General features: G+C 63.9%; 13 protein-coding genes. 10 read left to right on the top strand and 3 right to left on the bottom strand.

The genetic code is table 11. The features are described from left to right. Positions 1 to 3 precede the first annotated feature (3 nt). The gene (locus tag QFZ91_RS08820; protein WP_429567006.1) at positions 4 to 405 is read left to right on the top strand and encodes a GFA family protein; all 402 of its coding nucleotides are present in this window, start codon (positions 4 to 6) and stop codon (positions 403 to 405) included. An 8-nt stretch (positions 406 to 413) separates the two neighbouring features. Here the strand turns inward: QFZ91_RS08820 and QFZ91_RS08815 are convergent, their stop codons facing one another. Beyond that, the gene (locus QFZ91_RS08815) at positions 414 to 1,469 is read right to left on the bottom strand and encodes an alpha/beta hydrolase family protein (RefSeq protein ID WP_429567005.1); all 1,056 of its coding nucleotides are present in this window, start codon (positions 1,467 to 1,469) and stop codon (positions 414 to 416) included. Positions 1,470 to 1,679: 210 nt separating this feature from the next. Here QFZ91_RS08815 and QFZ91_RS08810 point away from each other — a divergent pair, with 210 nt between their 5' ends. From QFZ91_RS08810 to QFZ91_RS08770, 9 genes are all read left to right on the top strand, one after another. Continuing rightward, positions 1,680 to 2,792 (top strand): AI-2E family transporter, encoded by a 1,113-nt coding sequence (locus tag QFZ91_RS08810; RefSeq protein WP_429567004.1) that lies wholly within the window; start codon positions 1,680 to 1,682, stop codon positions 2,790 to 2,792. 17 nt (positions 2,793 to 2,809) lie between these two features. Continuing rightward, positions 2,810 to 4,360, top strand: coding sequence for an efflux transporter outer membrane subunit (locus tag QFZ91_RS08805; RefSeq protein WP_429567003.1), 1,551 nt, complete (start codon positions 2,810 to 2,812; stop codon positions 4,358 to 4,360). Then, positions 4,357 to 5,493 carry an HlyD family secretion protein gene (locus tag QFZ91_RS08800; RefSeq protein ID WP_429567002.1) on the top strand — a complete coding sequence of 379 codons (1,137 nt, stop codon included), beginning with the start codon at positions 4,357 to 4,359 and terminating at the stop codon, positions 5,491 to 5,493. The genes QFZ91_RS08805 and QFZ91_RS08800 overlap by 4 nt, the downstream gene beginning before the upstream one ends. A 7-nt stretch (positions 5,494 to 5,500) precedes the next feature. Next, positions 5,501 to 6,514 carry a DUF2955 domain-containing protein gene (locus tag QFZ91_RS08795; protein WP_429567001.1) on the top strand — a complete coding sequence of 338 codons (1,014 nt, stop codon included), beginning with the start codon at positions 5,501 to 5,503 and terminating at the stop codon, positions 6,512 to 6,514. 52 nt (positions 6,515 to 6,566) lie between these two features. After that, positions 6,567 to 6,947: a potassium channel family protein gene (locus QFZ91_RS08790; protein ID WP_429567000.1), complete on the top strand. Its 381-nt coding sequence runs from the start codon at positions 6,567 to 6,569 to the stop codon at positions 6,945 to 6,947. A gap of 124 nt (positions 6,948 to 7,071) precedes the next feature. Beyond that, entirely contained in the window at positions 7,072 to 9,762 is a 2,691-nt protein-coding gene (locus tag QFZ91_RS08785; protein WP_429566999.1) for an AAA family ATPase, read from the top strand. Positions 9,763 to 9,851: 89 nt separating this feature from the next. Then, positions 9,852 to 10,679: a potassium channel family protein gene (locus QFZ91_RS08780; RefSeq protein WP_429566998.1), complete on the top strand. Its 828-nt coding sequence runs from the start codon at positions 9,852 to 9,854 to the stop codon at positions 10,677 to 10,679. Positions 10,680 to 10,693: 14 nt separating this feature from the next. Next, positions 10,694 to 12,430: a SulP family inorganic anion transporter gene (locus tag QFZ91_RS08775; RefSeq protein ID WP_429566997.1), complete on the top strand. Its 1,737-nt coding sequence runs from the start codon at positions 10,694 to 10,696 to the stop codon at positions 12,428 to 12,430. 76 nt (positions 12,431 to 12,506) lie between these two features. Continuing rightward, positions 12,507 to 13,961 carry a DUF2252 domain-containing protein gene (locus QFZ91_RS08770; RefSeq protein WP_368717286.1) on the top strand — a complete coding sequence of 485 codons (1,455 nt, stop codon included), beginning with the start codon at positions 12,507 to 12,509 and terminating at the stop codon, positions 13,959 to 13,961. A gap of 39 nt (positions 13,962 to 14,000) precedes the next feature. Here the strand turns inward: QFZ91_RS08770 and QFZ91_RS08765 are convergent, their stop codons facing one another. Then, complete coding sequence (locus QFZ91_RS08765) at positions 14,001 to 14,468, bottom strand: SgcJ/EcaC family oxidoreductase (protein ID WP_429566996.1); 468 nt, start codon at positions 14,466 to 14,468, stop codon at positions 14,001 to 14,003. A 54-nt stretch (positions 14,469 to 14,522) separates the two neighbouring features. After that, positions 14,523 to 16,595, bottom strand: coding sequence for a glycogen debranching protein GlgX (glgX, locus tag QFZ91_RS08760; protein WP_429568610.1), 2,073 nt, complete (start codon positions 16,593 to 16,595; stop codon positions 14,523 to 14,525). Between the last annotated feature and the right edge of the window lie 7 nt (positions 16,596 to 16,602).

Here is a 16,602-nt window from a genome sequence, read left to right as displayed (position 1 = left end):
GCCATGAAACCATTGCTTGCCGGCCGATGCCTTTGCGGCGCCGTCCATTACTCGGTAAGAGACGAATTCGTCTATGCGTTGAACTGCCACTGTTCGAACTGTCGGCGCGCAACCGGCTCGGCGTTCAAACCCTTCGCAGGGATCGAGCGCGACAAGCTGCGCATCACGGAGGGCGAAGACAGCCTGTTGATCTTCGGTGATGAGCAGGCGTCGCACGATGTGCGCTGCAAAAAATGTGGAAGCCTGATGTTCTCAGTGGTTCGTAACGGTGAATACGTTCACGTCACGCTGGGAACCCTCACGGACTCGCCTTCCATCTGTCCCACTGCCCACATTTTCGTGTGTTCCAAGGCGCCGTGGTATTCGATCACTGATCAACTGCCCCAACACGACGAATTCGGCTAACTCTTTTCCTATCGCAGCATCGCCTCGAAAGACCGTACCACCTCGGCATTGAATCGTTGATGGAACGCCGCCCGGTCGAAGCCCGGCGCGCTGTCGCAGATCTGCGGGCGCAGCCGCGCAAGACGCGTATCGCAGGGCGGCAGGAAGTCATAGTGGCCTGCGTTAGCCACCAGACGATAATCGGCAGCGCGGGGCAGGTCGTCCCGCACCGGCTCGTCGTACCACGGATGCGGCTGATGACGATCGTCGGCGGCGCTCCACAGCTGGAGCGCAGCGCGCACGCGGCCCAAGCCCGCGCGGCCGAACGCGAAGCCGAACGAAGGCGCGGCGATAACAACGGCTTTGATGCGCGCATCGTGGACCCAGACACCGGCGGGAACATGCGCGCCGAAATGGACGTCGACGCTCGCATGCCGCAAAGCGTCGCACAGGTCATGATCCGGGTGGACTTCGCAAAACGGGGCGATTTTCGACAGATCCGGGATGCCGCCCGCGGCCACGAGCACGGTGAAGCCGCCGTTGGAAAAGCCGAATGCGCCGATGCGGTCTGCATCGAGCCGCTCGTGCCCCCGCCAGTCGTCGAGCATGTAGTCCACCAGCCGATTAAGCTGCGCGGGCCGGCGCCAGAGTTCCAGCACGTGGCTCTGATCATCGAAGGTATCACCGGCGTGACTGACCGCCGCCGCGACGAAGCCCGCGCGAGCCAGCGCGAGAGCCGTGTCGTAATGAGCGCCGTACCAGCCGCCGCCGCCGTGCGACAACACCACCAGCGGCAGGTGATCGCCCGCGATCGGAGCGTCGGCGGCGACGGTCTGGGTAGCGCCGCCCAACGCGTGCGGTGTGGCCGGCGCGTCGGTCGGGTACCAGATTCCGGCAGTGAGCGGCGGCTCGGCCCCGTGCGGTATGTCGACCTTCTGAAAGCCGACCCCGGCGGCGCGGGCTGGCGCGCCAGCAACCAAGGCCAGCAGAACGGCGACGATAAGCATCAATCTCACGGTGCTCTCCATGATCGTCGTCGGCGAGCGGAACGCCGGACGGTTCAAAGCTATGAGACCAAAGTCCAATTGAATATTCGAGGTGCGGGTTCAATAGTAGTGAAACGCCGCGTTCTGTCGACGACAAGGCCGGCGCGATTCTCTTCCTGAAGATGCCGAAATTGCAGGCAGGCCTTGATATTGGCGTCAAAAACGTTCCAGTGGGTTCGAGTTTTCGCGTTGCTGGCATATCACGGTGTCGCCGCGCCACCGCGCCGCGACCTGGCCGGAGAGGAACCTATGCTGCTCACACCGCTTTCCCAACGCACGCCTGCGAGAGAGATGCTCGATGTGCTGATCCGCGCCGGACTCATTGCGATCCTGGCCGTGTTCTGCTTTCGGATCTTCGCGCCGTTTCTTAACCTGATGGCCTGGTCGGTGATTCTGGCGATCACGCTGTATCCGCTGCAGGTCCGTCTGCGCCATGCGCTCGGCGGCAAGGATGGTCTGGTCGCCACGCTGATCATCCTCGTCGCGTTTGCCGTGATTCTGGTGCCCACGTATGCATTGGGTCTCGCGGTTGCCGATTCGATCGAGAAATCGATAGCCATTGCGAAGAGCGGTAGCTTCCAGATTCCGCCTCCGGCCGAGTCGGTGGAGAGTTGGCCGCTGGTCGGCCAGCGTGTGTACGACTTCTGGCAACAGGCATCGACGGATCTGACCGGCCTTGCACAAAGGTTCGCACCGCAGCTGAAGGAGGCCGGCCTCGCCGTGCTGGCAACGGTGACGGGCCTCGGCGCCGGACTGGTGATATTTTTTGTCGCGCTGATCATCGCTGGAATCCTGATGGCCCACGGTGAGAAGGGCTATCAGAGCGCGGTGCAGATCGCCTCGCGCATTTCGGGTCCCGAGAACGGGGTACAGATCGCCGATCTGTGCACGGCGACGATTCGCGCGGTGGCCCAGGGCGTGGTGGGCATCGCGTTTATCCAGATGCTGCTGATCGGCATCGGCTTCGTCGTGAAGGGAATACCCGGCGCGGGGCTGCTCGCGCTGGCCGTGCTGCTGCTCGGCATCATGCAATTGCCGGCCACGCTGATCACCATTCCGGTGATCGCCTTCGTGATCGTCACGGACGGCGTGAGCACCGCAAACATCATCTTCGCGGTGTATGTGTTCGTCGCGGGCCTCGCCGACAACGTGCTCAAACCCTTGATGCTGGGCCGCGGCGTTGCGGTGCCGATGCCCGTCGTGCTGATCGGAGCGCTCGGCGGCATGGTGACGGGCGGCGTGATCGGGCTATTCGTCGGGCCCGTGATGCTGGCCGTCGGCTATCAGCTGTTCTGGCGCTGGGTCCGTGACCAGCCGCAACCCACGCAAACCGCGCAGATCCACGAACAAAAGCAGACCTGAAGCGCGAGGATGGCTCCGTGTCACCGTTCACGCGTCCGTACGGGATCGCAGCGCTCTTTGGGGCGCTCGGCCTGAGCGGATGCATGCGGGTGGGTCCGGACTTCAAGCCGCAGCATGAAGCGTGGAGCGAGCACTGGAGCAGTGCGTCGATCACGCAGGTCACGCAGCAAAGCGCACAGCCGGACGTGCGCCAATGGTGGCTGATTTTCGGCGACCAGAATCTCGAACGTCTGATCGCGGAAGCCGACGCGAACAACGGCGACCTGAAGATCGCCGGACTGCGCGTTCTCGAGGCGCGCGCACAGCTCGGCATCGCGCTCGCGGGACGCTATCCGCAGGTGCAGCAGGCGAGTGCCGAGGTACTCGCGTCGGCGCGCAAGCGCTCGGGGGGCTCCAATCCGCGCTCGGGTGCGTTCGTGCAGTACGGCGCGGGTTTCGCCATCGGCTGGGAGCTGGATTTCTGGGGGCGTTTCAGCCGCGCGATCGAATCGGCCGACGCCGCGTTCTTCGCCGCGCAAGCGAACCGCGACGATGCGCTGGTTCTGTTGCACGCTCAGGTCGCGGATACCTATTTCACGCTGCGGGTCGCACAGGCGCGGCTACGTATCGCGCGCGAGAACGCGCAATTGCAGAAACGCAGCTACGACATCGCGCAAAAGCTTTTCAAGGCCGGCGAATCCGATGAACTCGACTTCCAGCAGGCGAAGACGCAGTACCTGGGGACACTGAGCAGCATCCCCGATCTCGAAAGCCAGATCGTGCTGGCGCGTCATGCGCTGTCGGTGCTGATCGGGCGAGCGCCTGGGCCGCTGCCGGAACTCGACGTGCAGGCGGGCAAGGAAGGCGTGGTGCCGCTAGTCGATCATGCGGTGCTGCAAGACGTGCCGGCCGATCTGCTGTTGCGCCGCCCCGACGTTCGCGCGGCCGAGTATCAGATGGCTTCGCAGTCGGCGCTGATCGGCGTCGCCAAAGCGGATCTGTACCCGTCCGTATCGTTGCTCGGCACGCTGACGTGGAGCGCCAGTTCGCTCGCGGGCGCACCGAGCACACTGCTTTTTGCGGCGGGCCCGAGCGTCACGTGGAACGTGTTCGATTACGGCAGGATCACGAACAACGTGCGCGTCCAGGACGCGCGGCTGCAAGAGTTGACGCTCGCTTATCAGAACACGGTGCGCGAGGCAGCGCGCGAGGCCGACGATGCCGCGACCGCGCTGATCGCCGCGTTGCAGCGCGACACCATTCTGAATGACGCGCAAGGCGCGGCGCGGCGCTCGCTGACGCTCGCCAACACGATCTATCGGGAAGGGTATTCGGACTTCCAGCGGGTGCTCGATGCGCAGCGCGCGCTGTTTGCGCAGCAGGACGCGTACGTGGTCAATCGCAGCAATGCGCTCGGCAGTGTGATCGCCCTTTACAAGGCGCTCGGAGGCGGCTGGGAGACCGAACAGCCGCTCGTCGATGCGGCGACGCGCGCGCAGATGCGGCAACGCACGGATTGGGGCGACCTGCTCGACGAAACGGCGCCGGCTTCCGGTACGCCGGGGCAGGCCGAAGGGGCGTCACGATGAGCGATACCCAGGATACCCGCGAGCCTCCAACCGCCGCCGCGCCGAAGTCGTCGACGCCCGCCGCCGACCCTTCCGGTAGGGCGGTCAAAGTGGTGGTCTGTCTGATCGTACTGAGCCTGATCTGGTATCTGCTCGCCGACCGTTTCACGCCGTATACGCAGCAGGCGCGCATTCAGGCCTATGTCGTGCCCGTTGCCGCCGAGGTGTCGGGACGCGTGACCCGGGTGTTCGTCCACAACAACCAGGATGTCAACGCCGGGGACGTGCTGTTCGAAATCGACAGCGAGCCCTACCGCATTGCCACTGACCGCGCGCGCGCCGATCTGGAGTCCACGCGCCGTCAGGTCGGTGCCGGCACGGCCGGCATCGAGTCGGCTCTCGCGGCGTTGCGGGCCGCCGTCGCGAACGAGGTCAAGGCGCGCCAGGACAGCGACCGTCTCGAGCGGCTCTATCGTGAAGACGAGGGCACCGTGTCGCTGCGACGTCTCGAGGTCGCGCGGGCGACGCATGAACAGGCGCGAAGCCAGGTCGACGGAGCGCGTGCCGAAGTCGAGCGCGCGCGGGAGCAACAGGGCGGACACGAGGCGGAAAACGCCCAGTTGCGCAGCGCAGCCAGCGCATTGGAGAAGGCCGAACTCGATCTCGCCAACGCGCGGATCAGGGCCCGCTCGAGCGGTGTCGTGACCGATCTGCGCACGGAAGTCGGTCAGTTCGCGGCGGCGGGCAATCCGGTGATGACGCTGATCGCGATCCGCGACGTGTGGGTTAGCGCCGACATGACGGAGAACAATCTGGGCCATCTGAAACCCGGCACGCGCGTCGAGATCGCATTGGACGTGCTGCCCGGTGAAGTGTTCGACGGGCGGGTCCGCAGTGTCGGCTATGGCGTGAGCGTGGGACAGCCCACGCCGGCCGGCAGCCTGCCCACCGTGCAGAATAGCCGCGATTGGCTGCGTCCCGCGCAACGTTTTCCGGTGATCGTCGAATTCGACGACAGCGAGCGCGCCCGTCTGCGTGATCTGCGGGTGGGCGGGCAGGCCGAAGTGATGGCGTTTCCGACCCAGGGCAATCCGCTCAATCCGCTGGGCCACGCGTTCATCCGGCTGATGAGCTGGCTTTCCTACGTCTATTGAGAAGCCTATGCAGCTCATGACCCAGCGCCTCGGTTATCGCGCGATACGTGTTGCCCTCGGAACGGCCACCGCTGTTGCGGTTAGCTTCGGACTCGATTTTCCGATCCCGGTCGTCGCGCCGGTATTCACGGTTTTTTTGCTGGCCACGCAGAATCGTCCGCTGTCGTTGAAGGCCGGCGTGATTCTGTCGCTGGTCGTCGCGTCGACCACCGGCAGCGGCTTGCTGCTGGTTCCGTTGCTGCGTCATTACGCGCTGGCCGGCGTGATGATCGTCGGCCTGATGTTGTTCTTCGCGTTTCGTTATGGTCTGCGCGGCGGCAACAATCTCGTCTCCACTTTTCTGGTCGCGGGACTGACGATGATTTCCGCCGCGGGCACGGCCGACTTCGAGCTGGCCTTGACAGTAGTCGGCGCGCTGGCGAAGGGGCTGCTGCTGGCCGTGCTGGTGTCGACGCTTGCGCACAACCTGTTTCCCGAGCGGACGGACGCACGAGAACAGCCCGCCGCGGCAGCGATGGCGCAAGACAAGGCCGCCTATATCGCGCTGCGTGCCGCGCTCGTCGTGATGCCGGCTTATCTCCTCGCGATGACCGATCCGGCGAATTACATGCCGATCATCATGAAGTCCGTGAGCCTCGGCAGACAAACCTGCACGACCTCGGCTCGCGGCGCCGCGCGCGATCTGATCGGCTCGACGCTGCTCGGCGGTCTGCTCGCGATCGCGTTCTGGTTTGCGCTGAGGCTGTTCGTGCATCTGTGGATGTTCTTTCTGTGGATGCTGCTGTTCGGCCTGCTCGTGGGGCGCAGACTGTACGGCCTGCAACCGACGCGTTGCTCGCCGGGCTTCTGGCTGAACAGTCTCGTGACGATGATCATTCTGCTCGGGCAATCGGTGCAGGACAGCGTGGCGGGCAAGGATGTCTACACCGCGTTTGCAGTGCGAATGGGGCTCTTTCTGGCCGTCACGGTCTACGCATGTTTGATGCTTCTGCTTTTCGAACAACACCGCCGGGTGGAGTGAGGTGGTGCGTCATGCCGCAAAGCCGACCCGGTGATCGCAACAGGAGCGTGCAATGGGAAATGCGACAGGCGACGGCGCGGGCCGACCTCGGGCCGGCGAGATCCTGAAGGAAATGGCGATCACCGTGTGGTATCTGCGAGCGATTCTGATCGGCCTGCTTCTGCTATTCGTGCTGCTGACGATTGGCATGTACTACTGGGGCGCGCCTGTCGAAACCGCGAACCGCACACCGTCGCCGCTGGGCGAAACGGTGTACTTCTGTGCGATCACGGCGCTTACTATCGGGTACGGCGACGTCGTGCCTACTTCGTCGTTTGGCAGGATCGACGCCGCATGTCTCGGGCTGATCGGCGTGGTCTTCACCGGCTTGATCGTGGCCGCCGCTGTACGTGGTGTGCAGGAGGCCGCGCATCGGGCGCAAAGAATCGGATAGCAAGGTAAGGTATCGCGTGCGGGCAAAGTCCGGCCGTGCGATGTCGACGTCGCCGTCGCCGGGAAGACGGGCTGGCGCGCGGTATGCTTCCCTCGAAGTCTTGACGCAATGGAGACGACACACAATGGCACGCTTGCTTTGCGATATCTGCGGTGTCCGGCCGGCGACGGTGCGGCTTGCCGTACTTCAGAACAACCAGCGTCAGGTGCTCGACGTCTGTGATTTTCACTACGCGCAACTGACCCGCCATCAACGCTCTATCTCGCCGCTCGAAGCGCTGTTTCGCGCGCAGGCATCGGCCCAGGAGCCGTCCGCTGCCGATCCGCATGCCGCGCAGCAGCCCGTCGAAGGCGGCGAATCGTTCAGCATCGAGCGGCATTTCAGCGACGTCGCAATGGAGATGCTGCAGCGCGCCGCTGAAACCGCGGCGCAGTTCGGCCGTCGCGAGGTCGATACCGAACACCTGCTATACGTGCTGGCCGACCATGCGGCCGTCGAAGCGATCCTCGCTTCGCTCGGTGTGAAGGGGAGCGATTTGCGCGCCTATATCGACGCGAACGCAGAGAAGCGCGAACCCGCCGCACCGAGCCCGCGCGAGCCGATGGGCGTCTCGCCGCGGCTGAAGAGCGCGCTCGATCGCGCGTTCCTGGCTTCCCGCCAACTGGGTCACAGCTCGGTCGGCGCCGAACATTTGCTGATCGGTCTGGCCGAAGTGCCGGAGAGCTTTGCGGGGCAACTGCTGGGCCGGCTCGGCGTTCAAGCGCCGGCGCTGCGCCAGCAGACGCTGCGCGCGGCCGGCGTGCAGAAGCCAGCGGCGCCGCGCCAGCCGTCGCGCACGCCGCAGCTCGACAAGCACAGCCGCGACCTCACGGTCCTCGCGCGCGAAGGCCGGCTCGACCCCGTGATCGGACGGTCCAGCGAAATCGAAACGATGGTCGAAGTGCTCGCGCGCCGGCGCAAGAACAACCCGGTGCTGATCGGCGAGCCCGGCGTCGGCAAAACGGCGGTCGTCGAAGGGCTGGCACAACGAATGGTCAACGGTGACGTGCCGGAGTCGCTGCGCAATAAGCGGCTCGTCGAGCTCAACGTGAATTCGATCGTCGCGGGCGCGAAGTATCGGGGCGAATTCGAAGAGCGTGTGAAGCAGGTGATCGACGAAGTGCTGGAAAACCAGGACTCGCTGGTGTTGTTCGTCGATGAAGTGCATACGATCGTCGGCGCGGGGCAGGGCGGCGGCGAAGGCGGTCTCGACATCGCCAACGTGTTCAAGCCGCCGATGGCGCGCGGCGAACTCAATCTGATCGGCGCAACGACGCTCGCCGAATATCAGAAGTACGTCGAAAAGGATGCGGCGCTCGAGCGGCGCTTTCAGCCGGTGCTGATCGCCGAGCCGTCCGTCGTGCAGACCATCAACATTCTGCGCGGGCTGCGCGACAGGCTGGAGGCGCATCACAAGGTGACGATCCAGGACGATGCGATCGTCGGCGCGGCGGAGTTGTCGGATCGCTATATCTCCGGGCGGTTTCTGCCCGACAAGGCGATCGACCTGATCGATCAGGCCGCGGCGCGTGTCAATCTGTCGTCGACATCGCGGCCTGCCGCCGTGCTCGAACTCGAAGCGGAAATCGGCCAATTGCGCCGCGAGCAGGACTATGCGGCATCGCGCAAGCAGTTCGATCGCGCGCATGCGCTCGGCGGCGAGATCACCGCGAAGGAAGAGCAGTTGCGCGAGTCGACCGACGCGTGGAAGAAGAGCATCGGCACCCACACATCGCATGTGAGTATCGGGCAGGTCGCGGAAATCGTCGCGCGACTCACCGGCATTCCCGTCGCGCAGTTGACGGCCGAGGAAAAGGAGCGGCTTCTGAATATGGAGCAGCGCTTGCATCAGCGCGTGATCGGCCAGGATGAAGCCGTCGTGGCCGTCAGCGATGCCGTGCGGCGCGCGCGTGCCGGCTTGCAGGCACGGCACCGGCCCACCGCCGTGTTTCTGTTTCTGGGGCCGACCGGTGTCGGCAAAACCGAGCTGGCGAAAGCGCTCGCCGAAGTCGTGTTCGGCGACGAGGATGCGATGCTGCGCTTCGACATGAGCGAATACATGGAGCGCCATACCGTCGCGCGTTTGATCGGTTCGCCGCCCGGATACGTTGGCTACGAAGAGGGCGGCCAACTGACCGAACGGGTGCGGCGCAGACCGTACAGCGTGATCCTGCTCGACGAAATCGAAAAGGCGCATCCCGACGTGTACAACGTGCTGCTACAGGTTTTCGACGATGGACGCCTGACGGACGGCAAAGGGCGTGTCGTCGATTTCAGCAATACGCTGATCATCGCGACGAGCAATCTCGCGTCCGACGTGATCACCGGACAGAATCGCACGGGGCCGGGATTTTTCAGCCAGGCGGGCTCCGTCAGCGTGGAAAGCGGCGTGATGAACGTGCTGCGGCAGCATTTCAGGCCGGAGTTCCTCAACCGGATCGACGACATCATCGTGTTCAAGTCGCTGGGCCGCGACGAGACGCGCCATATCGTGCGGATTCTGCTGGAGCAGGTGCGGCGCATTGCCAGCAGTCAGGACATCGAGTTGAGCTTCGACGACTCGCTCATCGACCATCTCGCGACCGAGGGCTACCGGCCCGAGTTCGGCGCGCGCGAACTGCGCCGGCAGATTCAGCAGCGCGTCGAAAATCCGTTGGCGAAGGCGCTGATCAATGGCGATATCGGTGAAGGGATGCGGGTGGTTTGCCGCTACGACTCGCAGGAGCAGCGGGTGGCGTTCGAGCCCGTCTCCGAAGCAGGGGGAGCATCGTCGTAGAAGGCGCTCAAAATGCTTACAGAGCCTCTTCGCTGGGGGCTCTCGACTATTGACTACCGGCGCAAAAAGGGGGAGCTTGTCTGCTTGGGTTGGGTTCGCTGTTGTCTCGATCGTTTCGACTATCCGAGGTGACCATGTGGATCTTCCGTGTCAATGAGCCTCGTCTTGGAGCCATCCGTATTCGCGAATGGCGCCGCCGCGCACGCCACACGGTCGGCCTTCTCGTTCTGCTGCTCTGCAGTGCCGCCACCGGGCTGTTCATTCTGGATCAGTCCAATACCTCGTTCCCAAACAAAGTACTTACATCGGTGTGGGATGGGCTCAACCTCGTCACGACACTCGGCGCCTTTGGCGAATTCAATCGGCCTCAAAAGATCTTCATGCTGGTAGCCATGATCGCGACCATGCTGATCGGCGGATTCGCGGTTTCGAGACTCACTGGCATGCTATCCGGCGACGACGTGATGGCTTATCGGGAGAACAGGATCATGGAGCGCAAGCTCGACCAACTTGCCGATCATGTCGTGGTAGTGGGATTTCATTCGCTCGGTGAACTGGTCGCCGGGCGGCTGCGCGACGCCGGACATACGGTGCTCGTGCTCGTGGGCGATCAGGGGCAGGCCGAACGGGCGGCGGATCACGACTTTCAGGTCGTGCAAGGTCCGCCAGGCGAATTCGACGACGTGCTTAAGCACGCGCGGCTGGACCGTGCCAAAGCGCTCGTCGTGACGACCCCCGACAGCAACAACAATCTGGCGATCACGCTGGCGGCGCATACGCTGAATGCGTCGCTCGCGATTGCAGTGCCCAGTGAAAACCCCTTGAGAAAGATGTTGTTCGAGAGCGCGGGGGCATCCAACGTGGTGATCGCGAACGAGATCATCGCGAACGCGCTGGTCGGCAAGCTCACGACCTGAGTGGAGGTGGACACATGAAACCAGCGGCTTCCACGCGCGCTCATCTGCATCACTCGCCGTTTCTGCAAGGGCTTCTGCCCTTCAATTCCTCTCAACTGCCGCGCGACATCATCGCCGGGCTCACGCTGGCGGCTCTCGGCATACCCGAGGTGATGGGATACACGAAGATATCGGGCACACCCACCGTCACGGGCCTTTATACGATCCTGTTGCCGCTGGTGGCGTTCGCGGTTCTGGGTGCTTCGCGTCAACTGGTAGTCGCGGCGGACTCCGCGACGGCCGCAATCCTCGCCGGTACGTTGACGACCGTCGCAGCATTGGGCAGCAAGGAATACATCGGGCTGACGAGCACGGTGGCCCTGACGGTCGCCGTGATGCTGGTGATCGCGCGAATCTTTCGGCTCGGCTTTCTGGCCGACTTTCTTTCACGAAGCGCGTTGATCGGCTTTCTGACCGGGGTAGGCGTGCAGGTCGCGGCGGGGGAACTCGCCGGGCTGCTCGGGCTCGCGAAGCAGGGGCATGGCCCCGTCATGCAACTGGTGAGCGTGGTTCAACGTGTGGCCGAAGCGAACTATCCGACCACGCTCCTTTCGCTTGCCGTACTCGCGGTGATCATCGGCTGCAAGCGTCTCGCGCCGCACGCGCCAGGCGCGCTGATCGCCGTGGTCGGCTCCATCGTGGCGAGCGGGGTGTTCAATTTCGCCGCACACGGCATCGCGGTGACGGGCGAAGTGCCCGGCGGACTGCCGTCGCTGTTCGTGCCGCCGCTGCACATGAGCGAGATCAACCAGGTACTGGCGACGGCGGCCTCGTGCTTCATCGTCATCATCGCGCAGAGCGCGGCGACGGCGCGTGCCTACGCGGCCCGCAACAACGAGAAGGGCGACGATAACGCCGACATCATCGGACTCGCGGCGGCGAACGCGGCCGCGGCGTTTACCGGCACCTTCGTCGTGAACGGCAGTCCGACCAAGACCGAGATCATCGACGATGCGGGAGGACGCACCCAGGTCGCCCATTTGAGCACCGCCGTGATCGTGCTGCTGGTGCTGCTGTTCCTCACGAGGCCGCTCAGCCTGATGCCTGCCGCCGTGCTGTCGGCAATCGTCTTCATGATCGGTGTGAAGCTGATCGACGTGAAGGGGATGGTCGAACTGTTTCGCATGCAGAAGGACGAATTCGTCGTTGCGTTGCTCGCGGCGGGCGTGGTCGTGTTCGTCGATGTGATGCACGGCATTCTCGCCGCCGTCGTGCTGTCGCTGATCGCGCATGCGCGGCATAGCTATCGGCTGCGCACGCGCGTGTTGACGCGCGGCCCCACCGGCCACTGGATTCCCCATCACGTCGAGCCGAATGTGCTCGCGGCACCCGGCATCGTCATCTACCGGTTCGAGGCGGATCTGTTCTATGCGAACACGGGGCGCTTCACCGAGGAAGTGCTGAAAATCGTCAACGAAGCGAACGTTCCGTTGCGCTGGGTCGTGATCGACGCAACCGAGATCAGCAATATCGACTACACGGCCGGCAAGACCTTGCTCCAGCTGGGTGCCGAACTCGACCAGCGCGGCCTGGGTATCGCGGTGGTCGCGGTGCCGGCTGGCGTGCGGCACGAACTCGAGCGGTATAAGGCACTGCGGATGAGCGGCGCGCATCGCGAGATCTTCGAGACGGTCGATGCGGCGATCGACGCACTGCGCGATCTGTCGCCACCCGCGTGGGCGGCAGCCCCGGACGCCGACAAGCCGGGATAAAGCAAGGCAAAGTGAAGTGACGGGAAGGGAAGTGACATGACAAGGCCGCTTGATCCCGATTCGAAAGGAGTGACGCGTGTCTGATTCCGCTGCTGAGAAGTCCATCCAACCCGCCACGGATCGCGCCGATCCGAAGACGCTGGCGGCACAGGAAGATCCGTCCATGCTGTTCGCCGGGCGTGGCTCGCTGGCCGCGCGCATGGAGCAGGGCAAGGCGGCGCGCAAGAAGGCGCCGCGCGCGGAGCTGGGAATCTGCAAGATCGTCGATCGCGATCCCATCGCTCTGCTCGATGCGTCCAACGTGGGCCGCGTGCCGGAGCTGATACCGATCCGCTACGGTCGGATGGTCGCGAGTCCGTTCGCGTTCTATCGGGGTGCCGCGCCGCTGATGGCGCACGACCTGTCGAAGCTGCCTCATTCCAACGTGAGCGTGCAATTGGGCGGCGATGCGCATCTCGCTAATTTCGGGCTGTTCGCGAGTCCGGAACGGCGCATTCTTTTCGGCCCCAACGACTTCGACGAAACCCTGCCGGGTCCGTTCGACTGGGACGTGCGCAGGCTCGCCGCTTCGTTCGTGATTGCCGCGCGCGAACGAGGCTTTACGATTCGCGACCAGCGCGCCGTGGTACGCCGGCTCTGCGAGACCTTCCGGCAACGGCTCGCCGGATTGAGCAGCATGGACACGCTCGACGTCTGGTATTGCCAGTTCAAGGCAGCGAGCATGCTGGCGATTGCCGATTCGGTGGAGGAAAGACGGAAAGAACTGGCCGTCATCGAAAAGGCGAGGCAGCAGTCATCACGTTCCGTGCTGACTCGCGCAACCGAGATGGTCAACGGCAAGCTGCGCATCAAGGACTCGCCCCCGCTCGTGTACCACGTCCCGCTCGAGAGCAAGCACGACCAGAAACAGTACCAAACGCTGGTACGGCGCTTTTTCGCCGACTATCGACTGACGCTTCCCGATGACAGGCGCGCACTGTTCGATCGCTATGAGCTGGTGGATATCGCCATTCGCGTGGTGGGCATCGGCTCGGTGGGAACGCGTTGCTACGAGACGCTCTTCATGGCCGACGGAGAGTGCCCGCTGTTCCTGCAACTCAAGGAGGCGCGGGCCTCCGTGCTGGAGGAGTATCTGCCGCCGAGCCGCTATGCCAATCACGGCCAGCGCGTGGTGAACGGGCAGCGTCTGCTGCAGTCGGCCAGCGACATTTTCCTCGGCTGGTCGAAGATGCATCACACCGGCAACGACTTCTATGTGCGGCAATTGCGCGACATGAAGGGGGCGTTCGACTTCACCACGTTCGACGTCGAAGATCTGGGCGAATATGCGGTGTCCTGCGCTCACGCGCTGGCGCATTCGATGGCGAAAGCAGGCGACCCCGCATTGCTCAGCGGATATGTCGGCAAGTCGGAGGCATTCGACGAAGCCGTCGTGCAATTCGCGCTGGCTTATGCGGAGCAGAATGAGGCGGACTGGACGGTTTTGAAAGCGGCAGTCAAGGCGGGACGTATTCAGGCCATTCGTGAATGAGGTTCAAGTCCCAGCCTGACTTCTTCTCAGCCAGATCGCCTAATTGCCTTCCGGCATTTTCGACGAATGATGGCTGGTAATCAGCCACTTGTGTCCGTTCCACGAGTAGGTGAACGTATAGCGCGCCTTGACGACCGAGCCGTCCGCGAACTTGAACGTATAGAGCCCCGAGTCGATCGCCGTATTGCATTCAATCATGATGTCGCGGAAGTCGATCGTGCCGACCGGTTTGTTTTCGAGGAAGTGTTTGAAATAGTCGAGCTTTTCGTCGGCGGTCAAACGCGGCTTGTTCGAGACGGTCGGCAGCAGGATCGAGTTCGGTGCGTAGTTCGCCACGACCTTCTGCGGGTCGCCGGTTTTCAGCGAGTCGTTCCAGCGATCGAACAGTGCGGAAATCTGCTTCTCCGAGGCCGGATGGCACGCTTCGGACCTCGCGAAGGCGCTGCCATGCACCACGAGCGCAACCATCGCGAGGGCGACGGACGGCCCATATACGTTGATTCTCATGATGCCCTCCGCGATCGACATTAGAGGACGACAGACCGGGTGATTTGGGTAACTTCAGCTCGCTTCTTCCAGGACCACGACACTGCGTGCTTCCACCCGACATTGCTCGCTTTCGATGACGCCCTGCTGCGCAACTTGCACGATGTCATGCGGACTGTCGCGCGCGGTATCGACGATACGCCGCCAGTGCGGCGCGTCTGGCGCGGGCAACTCGACCGTGCGCGCGCAATCGCTCATGTTGAACACCATGTGCAGTGCCGGCTCGCCCGGCTTTTCGCCGCCCAGCGTGACGGCGAGAAGCCGCGCGCCGGCATCGTGCCAGCCGGGCTCGTTCAGGCGCTCGCCATGCCATGCCACATCCGGCCGCGTTTGCCCGGGCGGTGGCCGGCCGGTCAGGAAATTTTGCCGGCGCAAACTTGCGTGGCGCATGTGCAGCGCAATCAATTCACGCACGAAGCGCGACATGGCCGAGCCGGTTTCAGTGGGTGTCCAGTCGAACCAGCTGAGCGCGTTGTCCTGACAATAGGCGTTGTTGTTGCCGCGCTGGCTGCGCAGCACCTCGTCGCCGGCGAGCATCATCGGCACGCCCTGGCTCAGGAACAGAATGGCCATCAGGTTGCGCGCCTGGCGCAGCCGCAGCCCGAGAATCGTCGGGTCGGAGGTCTCGCCCTCGGTCCCGCAGTTCCACGACAGGTTATTGGAGCTGCCGTCGCGATTCCCGTCGCCATTGACCTCGTTGAGTTTCGTCTCGTAGCTCACCAGATCGATCAGCGTGAAGCCGTCGTGGCACGTGACGAAGTTGATGCTGTTGTCGGGCAGCCTGCCGCCGTCCGCATACAGGTCCGAACTGCCCGCGATGCAGGTGGCGACCTCCCCGATCAGGCCCGGGTCGCCGCGCACGAAACGGCGAATCACGTCCCGATAGCGGCCGTTCCACTCGGCCCACGCCATGCCGGGAAAGGCGCCGACCTGGTACATGCCGGCGGCGTCCCACGCTTCCGCGATCAACGGCACATGCGCAAGCACACGCGAAGACTCCATCGCCCAGGGCAGCGGTGGATCGGCCATCAGCTCGCCGTGCTGGTCGCGCGCGAAGACACTCGCCAGATCGAAGCGGAACCCGTCGACGCCCAGCTCCTCCACCCAGTATTCGAGGCAATGAACGATGAACGCCGTCACCAGCGGATGGTTGCAATTGACCGTGTTCCCGCAGCCGGTGTAGTCCCGATAGCGACGCCGGTCGGTCTCGTCGAGGTGGTAGAAAATATCGTTGACGAGGCCCTTGAAGTTGATGACGGGTCCCGTCTCGCCGGCTTCCGCCGTATGGTTGAACACGACGTCGAGCAGCACCGCGATGCCGGCGGCGTGCATCGCGTCGGTGAGCGCGCGAAACTCCTGCGGCGCGCGCGCGGGGTCCCGGCAGTAGCGAGGATGCGGGCTGTAGAAGCTATGCGTGCTGTAGCCCCAGTAGTTGATCAGGCCGAGGGCTGCCGTCCCGGGCGGAACGTCCTGCTCGTCGAAGGCCATCACCGGCAGCAGCTCGACGTGGGTCACGCCGAGTTGCGTGAGATACGGAATCTTCTCGATCAGGCCGGCGAAGGTGCCGGGATGCTGGACGCCGCTCGACGGATGACGCGTGAAGCCGCCCACGTGCAACTCGTAGATGATCGCGTTGTCGAGGCCGCGCGAGATACGGTTGGGGGGCGCGTGCAGCGGTTCCGTCACGATCGCGCGGTGCGTGGCGTGCGCGGCGGGGTTCGGGTTGCCGGCCCGACGCCGTGTCCACAGAACGTCGCTGACCGCGCGGGCATACGGATCGAGGAGTTCGCGTTCGGGATCGAACGCGAAGCCGCCGGTCTGCGTATCGCGCGGACCATCCACTCGCCACGTGTAGTGCGTGCCGAACGGCAGTCCTTCCACCATCACATGCCAGAAGAAGAAGGTTCGATTCTCATCGGTACAGAGAGGGATGATCTGAAACGGCTCGGGACTGTCCGCGGCCTCGTACAGCAATAGCTCGACGCGCGTCGCGTGGCGGCAGAAGATGCAGAAATTGATGCCCCCGGGCACCGCGCTGACGCCCGTCGGAAACCGCGAGCCGGGGCGAACCGCGTGAGCACGCAGCAATGCCGTT

The sequence above is a fragment of the Paraburkholderia sp. JPY419 genome, from assembly GCF_050435705.1.
Taxonomy (GTDB): Bacteria; Pseudomonadota; Gammaproteobacteria; order Burkholderiales; family Burkholderiaceae; genus Paraburkholderia; species Paraburkholderia youngii.
This window is presented reverse-complemented; position numbering and strand designations above follow the sequence as displayed.